At 27.6% G+C, this 23,813-nt stretch carries 19 protein-coding genes and 2 pseudogenes; 7 read left to right on the forward strand and 14 right to left on the reverse strand.

The window, feature by feature from the left end; genetic code table 4:
- The first annotated feature begins 57 nt into the window (after positions 1-57).
- From AAHM76_RS05745 to AAHM76_RS05765, 5 genes are all read left to right on the forward strand, one after another.
- On the forward strand, positions 58-705 hold the full coding sequence (locus tag AAHM76_RS05745; protein WP_342255702.1) for a hypothetical protein: 648 nt from the start codon (positions 58-60) through the stop codon (positions 703-705).
- Positions 706-738: 33 nt separating this feature from the next.
- The gene (locus tag AAHM76_RS05750; protein WP_342255703.1) at positions 739-1,695 is read left to right on the forward strand and encodes a hypothetical protein; all 957 of its coding nucleotides are present in this window, start codon (positions 739-741) and stop codon (positions 1,693-1,695) included.
- A 127-nt stretch (positions 1,696-1,822) separates the two neighbouring features.
- The gene (locus AAHM76_RS05755) at positions 1,823-2,086 is read left to right on the forward strand and encodes a hypothetical protein (protein ID WP_342255704.1); all 264 of its coding nucleotides are present in this window, start codon (positions 1,823-1,825) and stop codon (positions 2,084-2,086) included.
- Positions 2,087-2,226: 140 nt separating this feature from the next.
- Entirely contained in the window at positions 2,227-2,508 is a 282-nt protein-coding gene (locus AAHM76_RS05760) for a transposase (protein ID WP_342256851.1), read from the forward strand.
- A gap of 65 nt (positions 2,509-2,573) precedes the next feature.
- Positions 2,574-2,939 carry a hypothetical protein gene (locus AAHM76_RS05765; protein ID WP_342256852.1) on the forward strand — a complete coding sequence of 122 codons (366 nt, stop codon included), beginning with the start codon at positions 2,574-2,576 and terminating at the stop codon, positions 2,937-2,939.
- Between the two features lie 53 nt (positions 2,940-2,992).
- On the opposite strand, the gene AAHM76_RS05770 is transcribed toward AAHM76_RS05765, so the two are convergent.
- Positions 2,993-3,169: a hypothetical protein gene (locus AAHM76_RS05770; protein ID WP_342255705.1), complete on the reverse strand. Its 177-nt coding sequence runs from the start codon at positions 3,167-3,169 to the stop codon at positions 2,993-2,995.
- 514 nt (positions 3,170-3,683) lie between these two features.
- On the opposite strand from AAHM76_RS05770, the gene lepA reads away from it, so the two are divergent.
- On the forward strand, positions 3,684-5,486 hold the full coding sequence (gene lepA, locus AAHM76_RS05775) for a translation elongation factor 4 (RefSeq protein WP_342255706.1): 1,803 nt from the start codon (positions 3,684-3,686) through the stop codon (positions 5,484-5,486).
- 84 nt (positions 5,487-5,570) lie between these two features.
- Here lepA and AAHM76_RS05780 read toward each other — a convergent pair whose 3' ends face one another.
- From AAHM76_RS05780 to AAHM76_RS05825, 11 genes and pseudogenes are all read right to left on the reverse strand, one after another.
- Entirely contained in the window at positions 5,571-6,077 is a 507-nt protein-coding gene (locus tag AAHM76_RS05780) for an IS3 family transposase (protein ID WP_342255707.1), read from the reverse strand.
- Between the two features lie 68 nt (positions 6,078-6,145).
- A pseudogene (locus AAHM76_RS05785) lies at positions 6,146-7,259 on the reverse strand (IS3 family transposase).
- Positions 7,260-7,420: 161 nt separating this feature from the next.
- Positions 7,421-7,840: a Holliday junction resolvase RuvX gene (gene ruvX / locus AAHM76_RS05790; RefSeq protein WP_342255708.1), complete on the reverse strand. Its 420-nt coding sequence runs from the start codon at positions 7,838-7,840 to the stop codon at positions 7,421-7,423.
- Positions 7,833-10,589, reverse strand: coding sequence for an alanine--tRNA ligase (gene alaS / locus AAHM76_RS05795; RefSeq protein WP_342255709.1), 2,757 nt, complete (start codon positions 10,587-10,589; stop codon positions 7,833-7,835). Before alaS ends, ruvX begins: the two co-directional genes overlap by 8 nt.
- 96 nt (positions 10,590-10,685) lie before the next feature.
- Positions 10,686-11,915, reverse strand: a complete 1,230-nt coding sequence (gene scm1 / locus AAHM76_RS05800) for a motility-associated protein Scm1 (RefSeq protein ID WP_342255710.1) — start codon at positions 11,913-11,915, stop codon at positions 10,686-10,688.
- Positions 11,916-12,007: 92 nt separating this feature from the next.
- Positions 12,008-14,257 carry a RelA/SpoT family protein gene (locus AAHM76_RS05805; RefSeq protein ID WP_425289475.1) on the reverse strand — a complete coding sequence of 750 codons (2,250 nt, stop codon included), beginning with the start codon at positions 14,255-14,257 and terminating at the stop codon, positions 12,008-12,010.
- Between the two features lie 201 nt (positions 14,258-14,458).
- Positions 14,459-14,842, reverse strand: coding sequence for an adenine phosphoribosyltransferase (locus AAHM76_RS05810; RefSeq protein ID WP_342255712.1), 384 nt, complete (start codon positions 14,840-14,842; stop codon positions 14,459-14,461).
- 25 nt (positions 14,843-14,867) lie between these two features.
- Positions 14,868-18,044 carry a protein translocase SecDF, variant type gene (locus tag AAHM76_RS05815; protein WP_342255713.1) on the reverse strand — a complete coding sequence of 1,059 codons (3,177 nt, stop codon included), beginning with the start codon at positions 18,042-18,044 and terminating at the stop codon, positions 14,868-14,870.
- 68 nt (positions 18,045-18,112) lie between these two features.
- Positions 18,113-18,400, reverse strand: coding sequence for a hypothetical protein (locus AAHM76_RS05820; RefSeq protein WP_342255714.1), 288 nt, complete (start codon positions 18,398-18,400; stop codon positions 18,113-18,115).
- Between the two features lie 65 nt (positions 18,401-18,465).
- On the reverse strand, positions 18,466-18,552 hold the full coding sequence (locus AAHM76_RS08615) for a hypothetical protein (RefSeq protein ID WP_425289476.1): 87 nt from the start codon (positions 18,550-18,552) through the stop codon (positions 18,466-18,468).
- Between the two features lie 48 nt (positions 18,553-18,600).
- Positions 18,601-19,410: an AAA family ATPase gene (locus tag AAHM76_RS05825; RefSeq protein ID WP_342255715.1), complete on the reverse strand. Its 810-nt coding sequence runs from the start codon at positions 19,408-19,410 to the stop codon at positions 18,601-18,603.
- Positions 19,411-19,849: 439 nt separating this feature from the next.
- Between AAHM76_RS05825 and AAHM76_RS05830 the strand changes: the two are divergent.
- A pseudogene (locus tag AAHM76_RS05830) lies at positions 19,850-20,961 on the forward strand (IS3 family transposase).
- Between the two features lie 366 nt (positions 20,962-21,327).
- On the opposite strand, the gene AAHM76_RS05835 reads toward AAHM76_RS05830, so the two are convergent.
- Both AAHM76_RS05835 and AAHM76_RS05840 read right to left on the reverse strand, forming a co-directional pair.
- Complete coding sequence (locus AAHM76_RS05835; protein WP_342255716.1) at positions 21,328-21,726, reverse strand: hypothetical protein; 399 nt, start codon at positions 21,724-21,726, stop codon at positions 21,328-21,330.
- A gap of 96 nt (positions 21,727-21,822) precedes the next feature.
- Entirely contained in the window at positions 21,823-23,778 is a 1,956-nt protein-coding gene (locus AAHM76_RS05840) for an ABC transporter ATP-binding protein (protein ID WP_425289426.1), read from the reverse strand.
- Positions 23,779-23,813: the final 35 nt, after the last annotated feature.

Here is a 23,813-nt window from a genome sequence, read left to right on the forward strand (position 1 = left end):
TTATTTTTAATTAAATAAAATTTTAAAAATTAAAAAATAAAAAAGGAGATATAAATAATGAAAAAAATTTTTGTTATCTTAAGTAGTGTTATTTTAACAAGTTCACCTGTTTTTGGTTTGAGTGGATGTGCGCCTACCCCCGCTGGGCACCGTGATATTGATACAACGAGTGGGGGAGAAAATGATAAAAATGGGGGAACTAGTGTTGATTATGAAAAAAATCGAATTATTAAACGATTAACTAGTTTTAGTGAATTGTCACCTCTTGTTGTTGACAGTAATGAATACCAAACTGTTAATAATGCTGCTGCTTTCAGCATTTTAGAAAGTAAATTTAAAGAATTTAGTGATGATTTAATGCTAACACAAACAAATTTTACGCCTATTGAAATTGCAGAAGATGGAACTACTCATTATGGGGAATTAACAGTTGTTGCTGATTATAAAGATAAAGAATTAACTAATCCAAAAACAAATGATTCAAATTTTTTAATTCATGTTGCTACTAATAATTTAAAATGAACAAATGATACAGTTCAAAAATTAAATAAAAGTATGACAATGGTTTTATCTAAAATTAATCTTCCATTTCAAGGCACTAACTTAGCAATTGGCAAGATTTTATCGTTAATTACAACATTTCATCTTTTTGATAATTTGCCAAAAGTTATTCCAACTTCATTTAATGCGGATGATCAAAATTAAAAAAAATGAGAAGCCTTTGTTAATAATGAATTAATGAATTTACCACTTGCTGATGAAGTGCTTAAAAATGGTGAAATTAATGAAACAATAAAGAAATATCTCTTGTTTGGTACTACTTCAGAAATAAAAATTAAAGCAAAATATCTTAATATTTTAAATAGTTTAGCACCAGATATTATTCATTTCCGTAATTTTGTTCTTGAAAAACGTGAGCAACAAAAATCACAAAATTTAATCTTATTACTATTACAATATTTATTTGAAAAGCCACGAGAAATTAACAATGATGGGTTTTTAGATGTTAATAAAAATATTCAAAGTACTAAAAATAAAAAAAGAACCCTTCAATTTAGTATTAATTTAGAACATATTTTACATAATTTGTTAGAAGGATGAAAAAGCAAAAGTGGTGAATGGTCAGCTAATAGAACTCCAATTTCAATTGTAGTAAAAGTTTATTTATGAATATCAACTACAACGATTAATATTAAATATGAAAAAATTCCGACAAGTTTTTGACAATTAACAACATCCTGGACAGAGGGACTTATTGATATCCTTTCTATTGATAAAATTAAAGCGTTTATTAATCAATTATTTAATTACGATTTAATAACTGATTTATCAATAAAAGTAAAACTTATTAATTGAGATTTTAATTTTTCAATTCCACTTAATGGGCAAATTAAAAAACTTATACCATCAATATTAAAAATTAGTGGACATAGTAGTGATGCAATTGATAATAATGCTATAGAATTAGTTAGTTGATTAGTTCAAATTGAATATCAGGATGAAAAAGAGGGGGCATGGAAAACAGCTACTGAAATTACTGATTTAGCATCAGCACTAGAAATGCGAATTAATATTAATAATATTAAGTTTAAAGTTAAATCAATTAATGATACGATGATTTTACTTGAAACAACTAATCCGGATTTACATCTAATCTTTATTCCAGATATTGATTCTAAAATTTTGGGGAAATAGTTATTTTTAAAAATTAAAATAAGAAAAGAATACTTTAATTATTAATTAACAGAAGAAGACTGCACCCCAAAAAGTAAGTAAAATAAAAAAAGATTTTGTTAAATTTTTATAGGGGGTGCATTTTTATATGGCAAAAAAAGGACAAAAATATAACAAATATACATCAGAATTTATAACAAAAATCATTGAGGAAATTAAACAAAAAAGTTGTTGAATAGTAGCAAAACAATATAATATAAATGCAAATACAGTAGAATCTTGATGAACAAATCATAAAAAAGGAAAATTAAACAATCCTAAAGGACCTAAAATTTCTTTTGCCAAAAGAAATTTAGAATATTATAAAACAAGGTATGAATTATTAAAAAATCTCCATGACTTTTACAATTAAGCAAACTAAGAATAGTCTCTTTTATTAAACAAAATTGTCGTGAATATTCAATAAAATTATTACTAGAAGTAACAGGGTTAAAACGTAGTTATTGAAATAAATATAAAAATTATGACAGTAGCAAAAAAGATAAAAAAGCAATAAATGATATTGTAAAAGTCTATGAAGAAAATTTAAAACAATTTGGTTATCGAATAATTACTAAATATTTAAAAGAAGATTATGGTATAAAATATAATTCAAAAAAAGTTTTAAGAATTATGCGTGATAATCAAATACAACCTGAATATGTAAGAAAAATGAGAAGAAAAATAAAGTATAAACAGAATAAAGAAAAAAGCTTATTGCAATATCCTGATTTAATTAAACGTAAATTCAATGATATAAAAACAAGGTTTTCAGTACTATATACACTGATGTAACATATTTAATTTGAAAAGGAGAAAGATATTATCAATCAACAATTATTGATGGATATACTAAAGAAATAGTTGATGTAAAGTGATATAAATATAATGACAATAAATTAGTAATGGATAATTTAAATGATGCAATTAATAAAATAAAATTAATAAAAAAAGATCTGAATGGAATAATAATTCACTCAGATCACGGATTTCAATATACATCCACTATTTATCACGATAAATGTTTATCTAACGGTATTATAATTTCAATGGGGAAAAAATACCACCGTGCAGATAATATTGTTATAGAAAGTTTTCATTCATTACTTAAGAAAGCTACAATCCATAATAAAATATATAATTCACATGAAGAATATATACAAGATGTTATAAAATGAAATACATGATATTCAAATCGTAAAGAAAAAGATATAATTAAAAAATAGTAAATACTTTTTATTAGTACTTACTAAAATGGGCGCACTCTAAATTACTCTTTTTATAATGTTCGTGCGGACAAAGTAATAATTTTTAATGTTTCTTCAATTTTATCTTTTAAATAATTTAAGTAATAATAATTAATGATTGATTCTCGTAAAATTTTAAGTTTGTTGCCATAATTAGCTTGTAGTTGTTTTTCACAATAATCAAAAATTCGTAAATTTTCTTGCCACATGTTTAAAATAACTTTAAAATGTTGTCGATATAATTTGCGATATTCATTAAGGGTGTTACTAATGCGGTTATGAATAAATTACGTACTATGATTAATAACACGTATAATTTGGTAAATTAACCCTTCATGTTGTTGCAACTTAATTTTTTTTGTATTAAAAGTTTTTAAATTTTTTAATAATGTATACAACCAATCTTTTTTTGTATCAGAAATTTTTTCAACATTCGTAATTAAAGTTACTTCAGCTATTAACTGATTGTAATATTCTGTAAAGTTAGTACTCACAAGTATTCCCCATTCCGTGATATTAATAAACACTAATAATTTTTTTTAAAATAATTGTTTCACAGTTTTATTTTTTAAATTGTATAATGAATTATATTGTATTTATTTTAAAAATTCAATGTGACTATAATTATTTATTATTAAAACCTGCTATTTCAGGTTATTTTGCTAAAATTATGTATAATAATATCAGAGATGTAACTGTTTATAGAAAGGATTTTAATTTTAAATGGATAAAAAATTAATTCGTAATTTTTCAATTATTGCTCATATTGACCATGGGAAGTCAACCTTAGCAGACCGGATTTTAGAGTTAACAGGGACAGTTGAAAAACGAGAAATGCAAGAACAATTATTGGATTCAATGGATTTAGAACGTGAACGAGGAATAACAATTAAATTAAATTCTGTTCAGTTAAAATATTGTGTTCAAAATCAACAAGAGTATATTTTTCATTTAATTGATACACCAGGGCATGTTGATTTTGCCTATGAAGTATCACGTAGTTTAGCAGCTTGTGAAGGAGCAATTTTAGTTGTTGATGCAGCACAAGGAATTGAAGCCCAAACATTAGCAAATGTTTATTTAGCAATTGATAATAATTTAGCAATTATTCCTGTTATTAATAAAATTGATTTACCATCTGCTGATCCAGATCGTGTTAAAGAAGAAATTGAAAATTTAATTGGAATTCCAACAACAAATGCGCCATTAATTAGTGCTAAGACAGGGTTAAATATTGAACAGGTCTTAGAAGCAATTGTCAAAGATATCCCTGCGCCTTTAGATGGCGATGATAATAATCCATTGCAAGCATTAATTTTTGACTCATATTATGATAAATATCGTGGTGTAATGGTCTCAATTAGAGTTAAACAAGGAATTGTTCGCGTTGGTGAAAAAATTAAATTAATGAATACTGGTGCTGTTTATGAAGTTGCCGAATTAGGAGTTAAAACACCAAAAGAAGTTAAAAAAAACCATTTAGTTGCTGGTGAAGTAGGTTGATTAGCAGCAAGTATTAAAATGGTACGTGATGTTCGGGTTGGTGATACGATCACAACCGTTGCTAATCCAGCTCAACAACCATTACCAGGATATAAAAAAATGAACCCAATGGTATTTTGCGGATTATATCCAATTGATTCAGCTAAATATAAAGATTTAAAAGAAGCATTAGAAAAAATTCAGTTATCAGATGCTTCCCTTGTTTATGAACCAGAAACATCACAAGTATTAGGTTTTGGTTTTCGTTGTGGCTTTTTAGGATTATTACATATGGATGTTATTCAAGAACGGTTAGAACGAGAATATAATTTAGAGTTAATTGCAACTGCTCCATCGGTAATTTATCATGTTTATTTAACAAATAAGGAAATGATTAGTATTGATAATCCAGGTGAGTTACCAGCTGTGCAAAAAATTGATCGCATTGAAGAACCATTTGTCAAAGCAACGATTATGACTCCTGAGCAATATATTGGCTCATTAATGGAATTATGCCAAAATAAACGTGGAACATATGTTAATTTAGAGTATATTGATGATACACGGCGAATTTTAACTTATGAAATGCCATTAAATGAAATTGTGTTTGATTTTTTTGATCGGTTAAAATCAATTAGTAAAGGTTACGCTTCGTTAGATTATGATTTTATTGGTTATCGTCCTAATAAATTAGTTAAAATGGATATTTTATTAAACAATGAAATTATTGATGCTTTATCAATTATTGTTCATCGTGATTTTGCTTATGGGCGTGGTAAGGCCCTATGTGCAAAATTAAAAGAAATTATCCCCCGTCAAAATTTTGAAGTTCCAATTCAAGCAGCCATTAATCATAAAGTTATTGCACGAGAAGATATTAAAGCAATGCGTAAAAATGTGTTAGCAAAATGTTATGGTGGCGATATTACTCGAAAAAAGAAATTATTAGAAAAACAAAAAGAAGGAAAAAAACGAATGAAAGCAATTGGTTCAGTTGAAGTCCCCCAAGAAGCTTTTATGGCTGTTTTAAAGTTAGATGATTAATTGCTATTGTTAGTTTTAATTTTGCAGAAAACTATTGATGAAATAAAAAAATCATTGGAATGGCAAGGGTTTTTTGGACAAATTTTATGTAGAATAATAATTTTTGTATTGCACTGGTGTTAAATAATTTAGTTTGCTATGAATTCGAATATTATTGTACCAATTAATGTAATCAAATAATTCTAATTTAAACTGCTCAACGTTTTTAAAATTATTATTTTTAATAAATTCAGTTTTAAAAATTTTGTATGTTGATTCCGCAACAGCATTGTCATAAGGATAACCTGGTTTACTGCAAGATTTTTGAATCCCATTTTTAACTAACAGGTTATAAATAAGATTATTATTGAATTCACTGCCTTGATCAGTGTGAAATATTTTAATATTGCTTAATGAAAATTGAAGTTTATTAAAGCTGCTTTCAACTAATTTGACATTTTTGTGTAAACTAACATCATAACCAATAATTTCTCGATTAAATAAATCAACTAAGAAACAGACATAATATCATTTGTTACTAATAAAAACATAGGTTAAATCACTGACAACAACTTCATGTAGTTTATAACTATCAAAATCTTGATTTAACAAATTGTTATATTTATATGTAACATCAGTTGTATTTAAATGTGGAATGGCAACACTTTTTAGGACACTTTTTATATAGACATTTGTTTTCTAAAAGTAACTGGAGATAAATAATTTAAACTGCCATGAATTAGAATATTGTTATATCAATGCACAAAATCAAAAATTTCGTATTTTAATTGTGTTAAATTTTTAAATTTTTTGCCCTTAATAAATTCAGTTTTAAAAGTTTTGTAAGTGTTGTTTCGGCCACAGCATTATCATAAGGGCAGCCTTTATTACTTAATGATCTTTTAATATTAAAAGTTATTAAAATTTCATCAATGATTTTATTTTTAAACTCATTACCACGATCAGTATGAAATAGAGTTATTTGATTTAATTGTCGTGTTATTTTATGAAAAGCTTGTTGAACCAGTTCGGCTGTTTTATTCGGCCCAGCACTATAACCAATTATTTCACGATTAAACAAGTCAATTAATAAACAAATATAATGTCATTTAGCGCCAACTTGAACATATGTTAAATCACTAACAATAACTTCATTAGGTTTTTTGTTGTTAAATTGACGATTTAAAATATTATTAATTTGGTCATTATTGACTGTTGTTTTATGATTATGATATTTTAATTTGGTGTATTTAGAAACCAAATTATTTTTGATCATAAAGAATCTGATTTTTCACCGCGATAAGATGATATCTTTTCTGTTTAAAATAACTTTAATTTTGCGAGCCCCATAAATTTTGCGACTTTTATTAAAGGCACTGATAATTTCTTGTTCATAATTATTAACTTGCTTGTTAATACATTTATTAGTTTGATAATAATACGTTGATTTTGATAAACCCAAAATCTTACATATTTTTCTTACTGAATATTTTGTTTTGTTGTTATTAATTATTGTTATTTTTTGGCGATTATCAGTGCGGCTTGCTTTAAAATGTCATTTTCCATTTTCAAGTCTTTAAGTTCTTTTCGTAAAGTTATTATTTCATTTTCTTCTAGTGTGCGATTGTCTTTTGCTTTAAATGAACCAGAATTATTATAATTTTTAACTCAACTATAAATAGTTGGTTTTGGTAAATTATATTCTTGCCCTAGATTAATAACACTTTTACCATTTTTATATAGCATGACAATTTGTTTTTTAAATTCTTCAGAGTATGAAGTTTTATTTCCCATTTTTATATTCCTTCTTTCTTAATAATTTTATCTAATTTTGAAGTCTATATAATTATGGTCCTAATAATTGTAGCCTATCCATCGTAAAGAAAAAGATATAATTAAAAAAATAGTAAATACTTTTTATTAGTACTTACTAAAATGGGTGCACTCTAACTCTTTTATTTCTGTTGCAAATATGCTTCTAAAATTAATTGCGCTGCTAAACTATCTTTTTTTTGTTTTCGTTTTTGGCGCGAAATATTTGCTTCTAACATTATTTGATGAGCTTGACGTGTTGTTAGCCGTTCATCAACTAAGTGAATTGTTATCGTTGCCTCTAATAATGGTTTTAAAACATCAACAAAATCATTAACCATTAAAGCACGAGGTCCAATTGTATTATTCATATTTTTTGGATAGCCAATAATAATATCACTAAATTGTTTCGTTGTAATTAACTCCGCTAAATATTGCGCTGCTTGTGCAAAATCATTTTCTGGAAAGCGATAAACACCATACCCAGTCGCAATCAATCCCCAACTTGTTGCTAAGCCTAGTGTTTTACTACCAACATCAACTCCTAAATAATAATTAGCCATGATGTTTTAAAAATTCCAGCGGGTCAGTGAATAATTTAACAAGTAAAGTTTTGTCTTTATTGTTAAAACCACTTTGAGCAACACTATTATTGCCACCACCTTTACCATCTAATAATGGATTTAATTGTTGAATAATTTTTCCAGCTTGATAACGATCGTATAAATCATCACTAACACCAACAATTAATGTGGCTTGTTTTTCATCACTAACATCAACGAAGAAAATTAGTAAGTTTTGATATCGGGCTTTATAATCATCAATTAACACTTTTAAAGCATTAATATCAACTTTTGTTGTAAATTGATGAGTTAAAACATTAATTCCATTTTTAGTTTGTGGTAACAAGGTATTATATTGTTTGACAAATTGTTGAATTAAAATATTATCATATTGTTTTTGTCAACGTTTAAAATCTTCTTTAAATTGTGCCACTAACTCTTTTAACTGTTTTCAGTTTGTTTTTGAAACGGTTAAATTACTAATTTGTTCTCAAGTTTGCTCTAAACGTTGGTCAAGTAATGCCTTCTTCCCTTGATTATACTTATCAAAATAATTAATTTCTTCAGTTTTTTCTTTTAAAAATTGTTCATTTAGATAAATAGCAATTGTTTTATTTGAGGTAATAGCATGAATTCGAAATGTTCCAGCTCCTTTTGATTCCAAACCAGTTACTAGTAAATCTTCAACATCTTGTGAATTAGCCACATGGGTTCCTCCACAAAGTTCACAAGAATAAGTACCAAATTTAACAATTCGAACCTCAGCATCATATTTTTCTGTAAAAAAAGCTAAAGCATGATGCACATCTAATGCTGCTTGCATATCAGTATAAATAACTTCACAAGGAATTGCATCATTAATTGCCTTTGTAACAGAATCTTCTACAGCTGTAATTTCTGCTGGTGTAATTGCTTGATTATGTGTAATATCAATTCGTAAACGTTCATCATCGTTATAAGAACCAGTTTGCATAACATGGTTTCCTAGCACTTCTCGTAAAGCAGCATGAATTAAATGTGTTCCTGAATGATTTTTCCGCGTATAAAAACGACGATCACTGTCAATTGACGCATTGACCAAATCTCCAATCTTAAGTGTCCCTTCAACTTTGACAAAATGTAAATGCTGTTTATTTGGTCCTTGTTGTACATCCAGAACATAAGCTGTCGTATTGTCTTTTAAAATTAACCCGCGATCAGCAGCTTGTCCTCCTTTTTCAACATAAAATGGCGTCTCTTTTAAAATGATATATCCTGTTGTATTAGTTAATTTTGTGACTGGTTTATCATCAGCAAACATAAAGACAATTTCTGTATTATTAACTTGTTCATGTTCATAACCAACAAATTTACTAGCAACATATAACTTGGTAAAAAGTTCACTTTGTAAATTAATTGCTTTAATATCTTTTCGAGTAGTACGTGAAATTGTTTTCGCATTTTCTAATAATTCATCAAAACCAACACGTTCAACACTAATCCCTGCTTCGTGTGCTTCTTCTTCAATTAATTCAATTGGAAAACCATAACTTTCAAATAAACGAAAGGCATGCTCTTTTGAAATCGTACCATATTTTGTTTTAACTTCATTAAAAAGTTTGTTTCCTTGTTCTAATGTTTTTAAAAATTTATTTTCTTCATCTAACACAGCTTGTTCAACAATTGGTTGTTTTTCAACTAGATAAGAATAATATTCTTGCATAATGTTAACTACTGTTCCCACTAATTTAAATAAAAATGGTTCTGTTAAATCAATTTTTTTCCCATATAAACTAGCACGACGAATTAAACGCCGAATAACATAACTGCGATCTTTATTCCCTGGAAAAGCACCATCAGCAATTGCAAAAGTAACTGCCCGAATATGATCAGCAATTACTTTAAATGCAGTATTAATTTTTAATTGTTCTGAATAATTGTTAAACAATGCTGTTTCATCATAATGATATTTTCCATTTACTAATTTTTCAACCGCTTTAATAATTGGCATAAATAAATCAGTTTCAAAATTAGTTGGTGTTTCTTGAATAATTGAAGTAATTCGTTCTAATCCAGCACCAGTATCAATATTTTTTCGTGATAAATCAGTATATGTGCCATCGCCATTATTATTATATTGTGAAAAAACAATATTTCAAACTTCCAAATAACGATCATTTTCTAAATCATCTTGTAATAACTTTAATCCTAACTGCTCAAGATCATATTTTTCCCCACGGTCATAAAAAATTTCGGTATTAGGTCCACATGGTCCGGCCCCAATTTCTCAAAAATTAGTATCCTTATCACCTTTAATAATTCGTTCATCACTTAAACCAATTACATTGCATCAAATTTTATAAGCTTCTTGATCATCTTTATAAATTGTGACATATAATTTGGCAGGATCAAACCCAATTCATTTTTTATCAGTTAAAAATTCTCAAGCATACATAATTGCTTCTTTTTTAAAGTAATCACCAATTGAAAAATTACCAAGCATTTCAAACAAAGTATGATGACGTGCTGTATAACCAACATTTTCAATATCATTAGTTCGAATTGATTTTTGTGAATTTGTCAAGCGTGGTGATGGTGGCGTTTTTCGCCCATCAAAATATGGTTTTAACGTTGCCACACCAGAATTAATTCATAATAATGACGGATCATCAACAGGAATCAATGATACTGAAGGTAATTCATAATGATCCTTACTGTGAAAAAAATCTAACCACATTCTTCGAATTGCATTTGCTGTAAATTTTGTCATTTTAATATTTATTTCTCTTTCATAATTAATTAATAGGATTATAGCATACCAAACGAAAAAAAACTTTTTTATTTCAAAGAAGTTATTACCAAAAGTCTATTTTCGATATCCTCGAACCAATAAATAAAACGAAACTAATAAAATATTAACAAAGAAGAAAGTCGTAATTACAGGCACAACGGCTGGATATTGAAAATATTGGCGAAATATTGTTCACATTAAGGTTTGTCAAAGTAAACCAATTACCAATCATGTTAGCATTTGAACAAACATTAATAAATTATATGAAAATTCTTGTAAACGCGCTAAACAAAACAACATAAAATAAAGGGGAATAAAACTAATGATCATTAATCCTATTGCAACTACTAAAAGGATTCAGTTAGCTGTAACATACCGCGTTGTTGATGTGAAAGCAGGGAAAATCATAATCACAATAAAACCAATCATTAATAAAATCATTCCAATGTTGCTTCCTAATCGTTGACGAAGTTCACGACGAGAAGAAATATTAATGTATCCTAATCATTGCATAAAGTGAGTTACAAATCCACCGCGGTGTCCTGCTGATGATGGTAATAATAATTCAATTGCAATGCGAATTGATAATCCAATCACAACATTAGCAACAGCAAGGGGCATCACAAAAATAATTAATACTGCTCCTGCTTGCATAATTGTTGGTGCTTGCGCAAAAAGCGTTCCTAAACCATCTTGATTAATTATTAAACCTAATACTGAAAAAACATTTGGTTGATATTGTACATTGTTTATTCAAGTTGCCAATCCTTGGCCATTAGTTAAATTATATCAGTAAAGTTTTTCACGCAGTACAAAAGAAAAACCATCAGCAATGGCAATGAAAAATAATCCTAAAAATAAGGATAGATATAGAGTAAAGCCGCCAATTCTTGTCATTCATTTCCCAACTAATAAACGAACATTTCATTTTCAATGTGCTGCTGTTATATTTGTTAGTAAGACAATAACAAAAATTGCTGTTCCAACTGCAATTAATGTAAAAATAGGAACAAAAATATATAAATCAATTACTCAAAATTTAAAAAGAGAAAATCCCTTTAAACTAAAAACTGTTTTAAAAGAACCATATGATAATAAAAAATTTAAAATATTATAAGCACTATCTCCCTGTAAAGCTTCTAGCGGATTAGGGTTTAATCCTTTAACGCTTAATGAATTAATAATTTCTTGTTTTAATGCTGTTACTTGTTGATTTAATGTTGGAATAACTGCTCCAGCCATAATAATTACAATTCCTGCTAAAAATCATATAGTACTAAATTTTAGTCAAGACTTTAATGTCATAGTCTCCTCCATGTTTCTAAATAATTATAAGTATATTATACCAAGAAAACAAGGAAGATGATATTTTTTTTTATTCTAGAGTGATTAACAAATTACATCATAACTCGTTCTACTACTTTAATATCTGGAATGGCTAATAATGATGACCGAATTTGTTGCAAGCGGTCAGCATTACTAACCTTAATAATTGTTTTAATTGTTAAATTCATTAAATCACCAGAAACATTAGCACTCATCATTTGAACCGATGCATTTAAATGACTTAATACTTTTGTCACATCAACTAGTAAGGCTGGTCGATCAATTGCTTCAATCCGAATTGCACAATCATATTTTTTATTTTTACAAACTGTTTCATTTCAACTAACTTCAACTTGGCGGTCTTGCTTATCACCGCTTTTAATATTGCGACATGTTTTTAAATGAACTTTAATCCCTTCAGCTTTAGAAACATAACCAGTGATGTCTTCATATGGAATTGGCAAACAACATTGCGAAATAACAACTTTAATGCTTGAAATGCCTTGGACAATGATATCATCTTTTAACTGCGCTTTTTTATATTGTTTATCTTGTAATTTTTTTAAAATTTTTTCATTTTGACTTGTTTCGTGATCTAAATAAACTAAATTAATTGTTTCTTCTAAAGTATATTCATCATTAGCAACATCTAACAAAAAATCTTCAATATTATTAAAATTAATTGCATGTAATCGTTCTAATTGTGTTTCTGAATCAACTAACTTTCATTTTAAATCTTTTTTTGCAATATATTCTTCAATTTGTGCCTTTGTTTGTTTAATTTTTTCTAAATTAACTGATTTTGTATCACTAGTTACTTCAACTAATTCTTTTTTCAAATACTTCTTAATTTTTTGTAATGCAGATGATGTTTTTGCGACAACTAATCATGAATGATTTGGTTTTTGGGTTGCTGCTGTTTTAATATCAACCACATCCCCTGATTTTAAAACAGTTGAAATTGGTGAAAATAAACCATTAATTTTTGCTCCAATTGTTTTTTCCCCAATTTCAGAATGAATTTTATAAGCAAAGTCAAGAACAGTCGAACCAAATGGTAATGTTACAACCTTCCCATTTGGCGTTAAAACATAAATTAACGAAGAAAAAATATCATTTTGAATAATTTGTTCCATTAAATGATCTGGTTTATAAACTTCTTGTTGAATTTCATCTCGTTCTTGCACTGAAATATTTTCTAAATCTAAAATCCGTTTAAAAATATCTAATCGCTCATCAATATCTTTTTGTTTTTTTGCAATATCATAATTTTCCCCTTCTTTATAACGTCAATGCGCTGCTACCCCTTGTTCTGCTAATTCATCCATTTCTTCAGTTCGAATTTGAACTTCAAAAATAAGGCCATCATCAGCCGCAATTGTAGTATGCAAAGATTGATATAAATTATGTTTTGGCGTAGCAATATAATCTTTAAAGCGATTATTTAATGGCGTATAATGCTGATGGACAAAACCTAACACCTTATAACAATCATCAACACTATTTGCAATAATGCGGACAGCTAAAATATCATGAATATCATCAAAATTTTTGCCAAACTGATTCATTTTACGATAAATTGAATAAATTGATTTACTACGTCCATATACTTTTACGGACATCTTTTTTTCAGTAATTAAAATTTGTTTTAATTCTTCAATTTTTTGATTAATAGTATTTTCTCGCTCTTTATTACTTGATTCTAATAATGAAACAATTTTATTGTATTGCACAGGGTTAACAATTTTAAAACTAATATCTTCAATTTCTTGTTTAACAGCTTTCATTCCTAAACGATGTGCAATTGCTGAATAAATTTCTAAACTTTCTCGTGCAATAATTTGTTGACGTTCTGGTTTTAAATAACCAATTGTTTTTAAATTATGTAAACGATCAGCTAACTTGACAATAATTACGCGAATATCTTTCGCCATTGATAAATATAGCTTTCGTAAATATTGTGCTTTGATTTGTGTCCGATTTTCTTTCGCAAAATAACTAACTTTGGTTACCCCTTCAACTAAATTAGCGATTTCAATCCCAAACAATTCTTGTAATTCTTCAAAGGTGGCTGGAGTATCTTCTAAAACATCATGTAATAACCCGGCAATCAAAGTTTTTGGCCCCATTCGTCACTGCGCCAAAAAAAAGGTTGTTCATAATGGATGAATAATATACGCTGCTCCGCTATTGCGAACTTGCCCATGGTGTTTTTCTTCAGCATACTCATATGCTTTCTGAATTTCCTTTAATGTTTCTTCATCTTTAATATACAACTTAATTTGGGCTAAGACTTCTTCGTATTTAATATCTCGATTTATTATAAACAACCTCTTTTTCTTATAATAATTATAATTATATCGCGTTTAGCATTAATATTTAATCAGGGTTTTAATTAGATATGAAACTAAATCTTTTTTACCATTCAAATATGTTAAATCAATCATAAAGGCTAAATCAGCAATTGTTGCTTGTTCTTGCTTAACTTAATTGACACATTGCTCGTGCTGTTTCTCCCGATGCTAAAACATCATTAAAACATCATCAACAATCAACACAAGATCATTTGGTTGTAAATCTCCGGTGTGAATCTCTAATTGATTTGCCGCATATTCGTAACTATATTTTACATCAATAACTGCTCGGGGTAATTTCCCCGCTTTTCTCACAGGAATAAACCATAAATTGGTAGCATAACTAACAGGCCCCCGCCCGGGCCCAAACAAAAAACAATGTGCTTCAGGAGCAATAATTACTGTTGCTTTTTGGGCAACAGCATACGCTGCTAATTGCTTAATTACTGTTTTAAAAGCCAAAGCGTTATTTAACAACGGAGTAATATCACGAAAAATAACCCCATGTTCTGGATAATTAGGAATATCAACAATAAAATTTTTTAGATCCATTTTTAAAAATTCCTTTTTTGGTTAATTAATCATTAATTCCAACAACAACTTGTTCATCAACTTCAACGCGTTGTGAATCTAAGTAATTTTTAACACGGATTTTATTTAACGCACGATATTTTTCTAATGCTACTCAAATTGGGATTGCAACGAATAATGTCGCAAACATCCCAATAATTAAACCAATTAAAATAACAACATTAAAGCCAAATCATGTTCCTGAAAAAGCCGCTAAAGTAATTAATAAAATTGCAAACATAATTCCTAATGTTAAACAATGCTGTAACATTTGTTTAATTGTAACATTAGCAACTTTTTGTAAAAAGTTATGTTCATAATTATAAATCCGAAACTCTTTTTGAATTTCTCGGATGATTTTATGGTTTTTACTTTTAATATCTTTTGCCATCAATTGCACCGGACACAATTGTTCACGATATTGTTTTTTCAATTCTTTTAATTTTAAATCTGGATTTTTAATTGCTAGTTTTTTTAATTCCTCTTGATAATAAACTTTATGAGCACGACGTAAACGTTTAATTTGAGCACGATGTTCTGACATATAGGAAAATAATGTTTCATACTCACGAATATTAATTGCTTTTTTATTTTGTTTTGCTCGCACCATTACCATTTTCCCAAAGGCAATTGCAAACCCAAAAATCGTTAAGAACGCAATTGACATTTCAAAGGTAATTAACAACTGCGTAATAATTGCAATTGCAATAGTAACAATTAACGTAAAGATTGCGGCTAACACCATTCCAACAAATTGTGCTCAATCTAAGCGGAATAATGTATAAACAAAAATACATGCTAAACCAATTGCTAGGCTAATTGCCGCAATTTTTAAGATATAACCTTCCATAACTGGATCAGTTTGTTGTAAAGCTAATGATGTATCACTCGGGATAGCGCCATAAAATGAAGCAATTCTTGATAACAATTCACGTTCAAAAGTGCCTTTCGTAATATTTGTACTAACAACTAAAATACGGTTACTATTACCACTATCTTGTCGTTTAATCACATAAATATTAAAACTAAAATTATGACGTTTTATTTGCCGATACTCTTCAATTTGCGTGTTTAACTTGGCAATTGCAACTTCATCTGGAACTTGTTTAGACCCATCTGTTCCTCACAAGTCTTCATTAACTGTAATATTAATTCCCGGTTTAATTGTATTAGCAATATTTGCTTTCCCAGCAAAACCGATTGCTAAGGCAATTATTAATAAAATGATACCAACAATTGGGGTTAATTTTGTAATATTATAAAAGGTTCATTTGCCGTGTTTTAATTGTTTACGCTTTTTATTTTCTGCGGGGGCTGAAGCAGATAATTCTGTTTCACCATTAGCAGTAAGATTTACTTCAACATCAGATGGAAGGTCAGTTGTTGAAGAATCCACTATTTTAACATCAGTAGCTAGTTTTCTTGATTGTTTCTTAAACAATCAAGTTCATAATGAAAATAGTGAAACATCTAACCAACGATATTTTTCTTGCCAATGTAACTTAATGACAATTCAATACATTAGCCGCGCTACGGCAAAAACCATAATAATTGAAATAATTAAACCAACTAATAAAATTGTGGCAAATGATTTAATATTATTAGTTCCTGTTCAAAATAGTGACAGCCCCAATATTATTAAAACGACTAAAGCATCGATAAAAACAGCAATTGTTTGTTTATTAGCAATTTTCATTGCCGGTTCAAATGGGATGTTATTTTCATACCGCTCACGTTTATACCGTGAAAAGAACAGCAAGTTTCCTTCTAATGATAATCCAAAAGCAATAATTAAAGCGGCAATACTTTCTGGTGAAATTTCAACCTTTAATAAAGATGAGAAATATAAGGTTGAAATAATTGTAAACAATAAAGTTAATACGGCAATTAAACCAAATAAACGATAATAAACTAATAATACAACAAAAATGGCTAAAACTAGAACACCTAAAATAATCATTGAAATTTTAAACACATTTGTTGAAACAGCCGGTGGGATTTCACGATAACCGCCGCGAATAGTAAATTCTAGTCCACTTAGCCCCCCATTAATCAAGTTACTAATTTGACGAGCTTCCGTCTCGGTTGATGTTGTAATTTGATTTGAATTTTCGGAAGCACCAGTTCCAATTTTAATTGAATTTCAATTAATAATATATTTTTTATATGCTTCTGTCAAATCACTATTATATTCAATAATTGTCTGTAAATATGGTCGCAATGGATCAATATATGCATTTGTTGTAGCACTTTTATCATTTGGATCAATTAATAAACGATTTGTCGGCACTGTTGTAAAACGAAAATGACTATCTTCCATTCATGTTCTAATTTGTGAAATTGGATAACGTAATGCTAAGTCTAACAAATTACCAGGCTGAATTCGGGCAGTTCCCGCGTCATAATATTCTACATCAAAAATATGATAAATATTTGTTCAATCTGTTGAAGAAACCTTACGAATATCAACACTAAACAAAGTTGCATTTGCTTGTATATTATCAATATCATGGCGTAAATCATCAATCATTTGACCAATATCAGTTCAAATATATAGTGGCTGTGCTTGTCCGCCTCCTTCTGCTGGTTTTAAACTATTAATAATGCTATCTCATTTTTGTTGATTTTTAATTTGTAAGGTAATAATTGGTTGACGTGCTTGGCCAACTCCTGTTGTTGAACCAGAAATAACATCACTTAATGGTGTTCGTTCTTTTGTTCCATTATTATCACTAATTAATAAATCTTTTCCCTTACTATCAGTTAAGTAAATTGCTCCTAATCGTTGAATTATTTTACTTAAGTCATTGTAAGATTTAAACATATCTTTTCCAACAATAACTTCAACCGAATTACGCCCTAATGTTTGTAAATATAAATTTTGGCTTGATAAAGGATCTAATTTATTTAGTAATAATTCTAAGCCTTTTTTGCTATCTCCATTTGGAGTATCAGGTGAATAATTAGGGTCTCTTTTGTCAAAAACATCAATTTGAACTTGATATCCTCCTGAATAAGCAATTCCTGTTCGATATGAATAACGAAAACTATCCGCTGAAAAAAGCGCGCCAACAATCATAACAATAACTAAAACAATTAATGTTCCGATTAGGATAATTAATCGGCTTATTGCTCTTTTATCTTTTGGATCTTTAATTATTTTAACTTGTTCTTTCTTTCCCACGCTTGACACCACTATTCTACTTTTCAACTTTTCTTTATATATTGTACACTATTTCTTATCTAATCTTATTATTTAATAAACATATCTTTAAAATCATCTAATGATAAATCTGGATCAGTAATTTTTTGATTATTCATAAATTCAATTATCCGGTTAAGTTTAATATTAAAAATATAATAAGCAGCATCACTAACATCAATAATTTTTTTATCAACTAAAATTATTTTTAATAAATAATTAATAACATCCTGTTCAGTAATATTTCGATTTAATAACTTTAAATCTACTGTTTTTAAACTAATCATTTTTAAAACATAATTAGCAATTTGTTGTTGTTTTTTTTGATGATTTTGCATTATATTTACACCTTACCTTAGTTCCAACTATTATTATAACTAAGTTATTTAAAAAATTAAGCAATTTATGTTAAATTTTTTAAAAATTCAATTTCTTTTGATGTTAATACCCGCCCCCGTGGGGTTTTTAACAAATAGCCCTTTTTTAACAAAAATGGTTCTAAATTATTGGTAATTTTTAAAAGCGGTTCGTTTAAAATTTAACCTAATGTTCCTAAACCAACTGGTTTTTGTTGGAAAAGATGATAAATATGTTTTAAATAATTAACTTCATTTCATTCTAACCCATCTTGAAATACTTTTAAATTAGTTAAAATTTCTGTTAAAAAGCCAAGATCAATTGAACGAGAATTAACAACCAAATAGTCATATAATTGATAAAATAACCGCAAAATGGTGCGGGGATTATTACGAGTATAACTTGTTAGTAATTGTAATTCATCAACTGGCAAAGCTAGTCCAACTTGTAAAAATAAGTTATTTAAAATTTGTTGAATTTCGAAATTACTATATTCTTCAAAATAAAAAACAGTTGTAAAACGATTTAATAATGGTTGTGGAATTTGATATATCAAAGTTGTTGCTGCTAAAAAAGTAAAAGGTGGTAATGGTAATGTTACATTTTTAGTATTATAATCTTTTCCTAAAATTAAGTTTAAACAATTGTCTTCTAGAGCCGGATATAATGTTTCGCTTGCTTCTTGACTAATAGCATGAATTTCATCAATAAAAACTAAATCAAAAGATTTAATTTGCATTAAACAAGTAATGAGGTCACTTGGTTTTTGCAAATTTGTTCTATGTAAAAGATGTAATTTTTGTTTTAATAAATTGGCAATTAAATATCCTAAACTTGTTTTTCCCATACCACCGCCACCAATAAAGATCATATGTTTTAAAGGCAACTGTTGTTTTTGACTAGCTGCTATCATAATTTTTAAATTTGTTTTAATACTTTCTTGACCAATATATGTTTCAAAATTATCAGGACGAAAATTAAGTGACTGCATTTTTGCTTATTACTGTTAAAACTATTTTTAAATATTGGTCAAGTTGCTTTGGTGGTTGCTTAATTGCATTAATTGTTTAATAAATAGTTGTTAATAAGGTAGTATTCATTATTCTTAGGTTTTTAATAAAATTAAGTAATTAGAAACAAATTAGGTTTTGCTTATAACTAAATGATAACAAAATTTATAAAAAATTCAACTTCTTTTAAAAATATAATTTTTAGTTGAAAAAATAATCTATAAAATTATGAATTTTGACATACTAAAAAATACTTTTTTAAAGTTAGAGTGCACCCATTTTAGTAAGTACTAATAAAAAGTATTTACTATTTTTTTAATTATATCTTTTTCTTTACGATTGATAGGCTACAATTATTAGGACCATAATTATATAGACTTCAAAATTAGATAAAATTATTAAGAAAGAAGGAATATAAAAATGGGAAATAAAACTTCATACTCTGAAGAATTTAAAAAACAAATTGTCATGCTATATAAAAATGGTAAAAGTGTTATTAATATAGGGCAAGAATATAATTTACCAAAACCAACTATTTATAGTTGAGTTAAAAATTATAATAATTCTGGTTCATTTAAAACAAAAGACAATCGCACACTATAAGAAAATGAAATAATAACTTTACGAAAAGAACTTAAAGACTTGAAAATTGAAAATGACATTTTAAAGCAAGCCGCACTGATAATGTCCAAAAAATAACAATAATTAATAACAACAAAACAAAATATTCAGTAAGAAAAATATGTAAGATTTTGGGTTTATCAAAATCAACGTATTATTATCAAACTAATAAATGTATTAACAAGCAAGTTAATAATTATGAACAAGAAATTATCAGTGCCTTTAATAAAAGTCGCAAAATTTATGGGGCTAGCAAAATTAAAGTTATTTTAAACAGAAAAGATATCATCTTATCGCGGCGAAAAATCAGATTCTTTATGATCAAAAATAATTTGGTTTCTAAATACACCAAATTAAAATATCATAATCATAAAACAACAGTCAATAATGACCAAATTAATAATATTTTAAATCGTCAATTTAACAACAAAAAACCTAATGAAGTTATTGTTAGTGATTTAACATATGTTCAAGTTGGCGCTAAATGACATTATATTTGTTTATTAATTGACTTGTTTAATCGTGAAATAATTGGTTATAGTGCTGGGCCGAATAAAACAGCCGAACTGGTCCAACAAGCTTTTCATAAAATAACACGACCATTAAATCAAATAACTCTATTTCATACTGATCGTGGTAATGAGTTTAAAAATAAAATCATTGATGAAATTTTAATAACTTTTAATATTAAAAGATCATTAAGCAATAAAGGCTGCCCTTATGATAATGCTGTGGCTGAAACAACTTACAAAACTTTTAAAACTGAATTTATTAAGGGTAAAAAATTTAAAAATTTAACACAATTAAAATACGAACTTTTTGATTTTGTGCATTGATATAACAATATTCGAATTCATGGCAGTTTAAATTATTTATCTCCAGTTACTTTTAGAAAACAAATGTCTATATAAAAAGTGTCCTAAAAAGTGTTGCCATTCCAAAATAAATAGGATAGTAAATCCAATCGCTTTCACACTTTCTTTAAGGATTTGTGTCATAGATGAGTTATTTATCTTTAAGCATCAAAATATTAAGTTTTAGATTGCATTATTCATCAGATAGTACCTTTATTAAAAATGATATTATTAGTTGTTAAACCGAAAAAATATAATAAATCACAGAAAAGAAATTATAAAAATTAACTAATTTGTAGGGAAAAATAGGTTAATTTTTAATTTTAAAGATACTATCTGATGAATAATGCAAATAAAAAATCGCTCTAATAAGCGATTACTTTAATTTATATTTAATTACTTTATTTATAATTTTTATAAAAACTAAGCTTTTTTCCGACTACCAAATGCTTTATAATCTTGCCCTAATGAAATTGTTGCGCTTAAGGTCATCATAATGGCAATAATAATTGCACTAGATAAAGCTAATGGATCATGAAAATCTTTAACAAAAAAAGTTCCTAATTGAAAGCCAAAAATTACAATTAATAATAAATTAAAAGGATTAACAATTGTTAAAAAAATATTTTTAATTCAATTAAATTGTTGTGGTTTAATTGCAGTTTGACCTGCGTGAGCCAAGTATTGTTTAACTTCATCATTATGATAGCCAATTTTTTGATTAGGTAAATTTGTAACAATTTCAGGAATGGTTGCTTCGGCAAGTGCTTGATAATCAGTAAAAATTTTAGTTTCATTAAATTGTTGGTTCTTTTTTGCCATAATACCAAGCTCTCCATATTATGGTTTAATAATATCATAATTTAAAAAACAAATTTATTAATAAAAACACAAAACAATTGTTTTGTGTTTCTTATTTTATGTCATTAAACCAGCTTCGTATAATCGTTTAAAACGTCCTTCAACTTTTTTTAGTTCATCAAAGGTTCCACTTTGAACAACCCCATTTCCTTTTTCTAAGACTAAAATTTGATCAACATTTTTAATGGTACTTAAGCGATGAGCAATAATAATTGTTGTTCTACCTTTCATTAGGTTATCTAATTCCGCTTGAATTTCTTTTTCAACAATATTATCTAAAGCACTTGTTGCTTCATCAAGAATTAAAATTTCAGGATTTCTTAAAAACATTCGTGCAATTACTAATCGTTGCTTTTGCCCTCCTGATAAAATAAAACCACGCTCTCCTAGTGAAGTATTAAACCCTTCTGGTAAATCAATAATAAAATTATATAATTCTGCTTTTTTTGCTGCTGCTTCACATTCAGCATCAGTTGCCATAAAAGTTCCATAACGAATATTATCGTAAAAACTTCCGTAAATAATTTGTGGTTCTTGTTCAACATAACCAACATGGTCTAAATATGATTTTAAATTAATTTTTTTTAAATTTTGATTATTATTAACATAAATTTTCCCTTTTGTTGGATCATAATATCGTAATAATAATTTTGAAATTGTTGATTTTCCAACACCTGTTTCTCCAACAAAAGCATAACTTTTTCCTTGGTGAAAATTAAAATTAAAGTTTTCTAAAATATATGGTTCATATTCATCCGCTACATCATATTTAAATCAAACTTTGTCAAAGACAATATCACCACTAATTTCTTTTAATGGTGGTGTGGTTACATTAATATTAATGTTAGGAACTTCATTAAAAATTTCTGCAACACGAGTTGCTGATGTTGATGCTGCTGCTAAATTAGCTAGTAACCGAACAACTTGAATAATTGGAAAAATTAAGGAATTAATACTCATTGTAATTGACACCATCACAGTTGGGTCTAACCGATTATTGTTAACAAAAATAATTCCAACAATTAATGCAATTGTATTCATACTAGTCAAAGTTGTTATAACAAAAGCAATTACAATTGATTGGACTTTAATAGCGCGCATACTGACTTTATAATATTCTTTATGAATTTTATTAAAACGTTCTTTTTCATATTCATTTGTACCTGTTGCTTTAATTAATCGAATTGCATTAATCCGATCATTAACATCGCCGTTAATATCAGAAGCCACTTTTCGTTGTTTATATATTAACCGACGAATAAAAGTAAAACCAAATGAAGTTAATAATAAAATTCCAAATGATATTCCTAAAATAATACCAGATAATTCCGCAACAGTTGCACTTCCATCAAGATAAACAAAATTACCATCTTGATCAATAACTGGTTCAATCCCGCGTGGTCCATCTTGGTATTGCAAAACACGGTTATCTAAAGTAAACATAATCCCAATACTTCCAATGAAGATAAAGAAAGCATTTAAAAAATTTTGTGGAACTTGAAATGCTTGGTCACCTAAAATTTGCGTATCAAAAATTAGTTTAGTTAAAATATCACCCATTTTTTTATCATTATAATAATTCATATCTAAATCAACTAATTTATTTAAGAATTTAATTCGAATATCAATTTCAATTTTTCGTGAAATTGACCCGCCAACTAAAATTTGTAAATATAAAAACATTCCCGAAACAATAAAAGTTCCGGCAAAACCAATTGCTCAGTATAGTAATGTTCCTCACGGAATCGCAGGGTCATTAATACTTGAACGCTTTGACATTCCCGTTGTCAATTCCATCATAACAATATTTGTTAATTTAGGTAAGGCAACTATAATCCCACAAGTAATAATAATAAATAAGATTAAACATAATCAACGAAATCAAAATTGTTTATAATAAATTGATAATAATTTAAAAAATCCCATCGGGGTGGCTTTTGGCTTTTTAACTGGAAGCGGTTCTTTTTTTGTTTTATTGCCAGTTAAATTTAGCCCATCATTTTTTTCTCTCATCATGAACTCCTTTTTGTGCATTTTGTTAAGTATTT

Source organism: Spiroplasma endosymbiont of Poecilobothrus nobilitatus, assembly GCF_964030655.1.
Classification (GTDB): Bacteria; Bacillota_I; Bacilli_A; order Mycoplasmatales; family Mycoplasmataceae; genus Spiroplasma.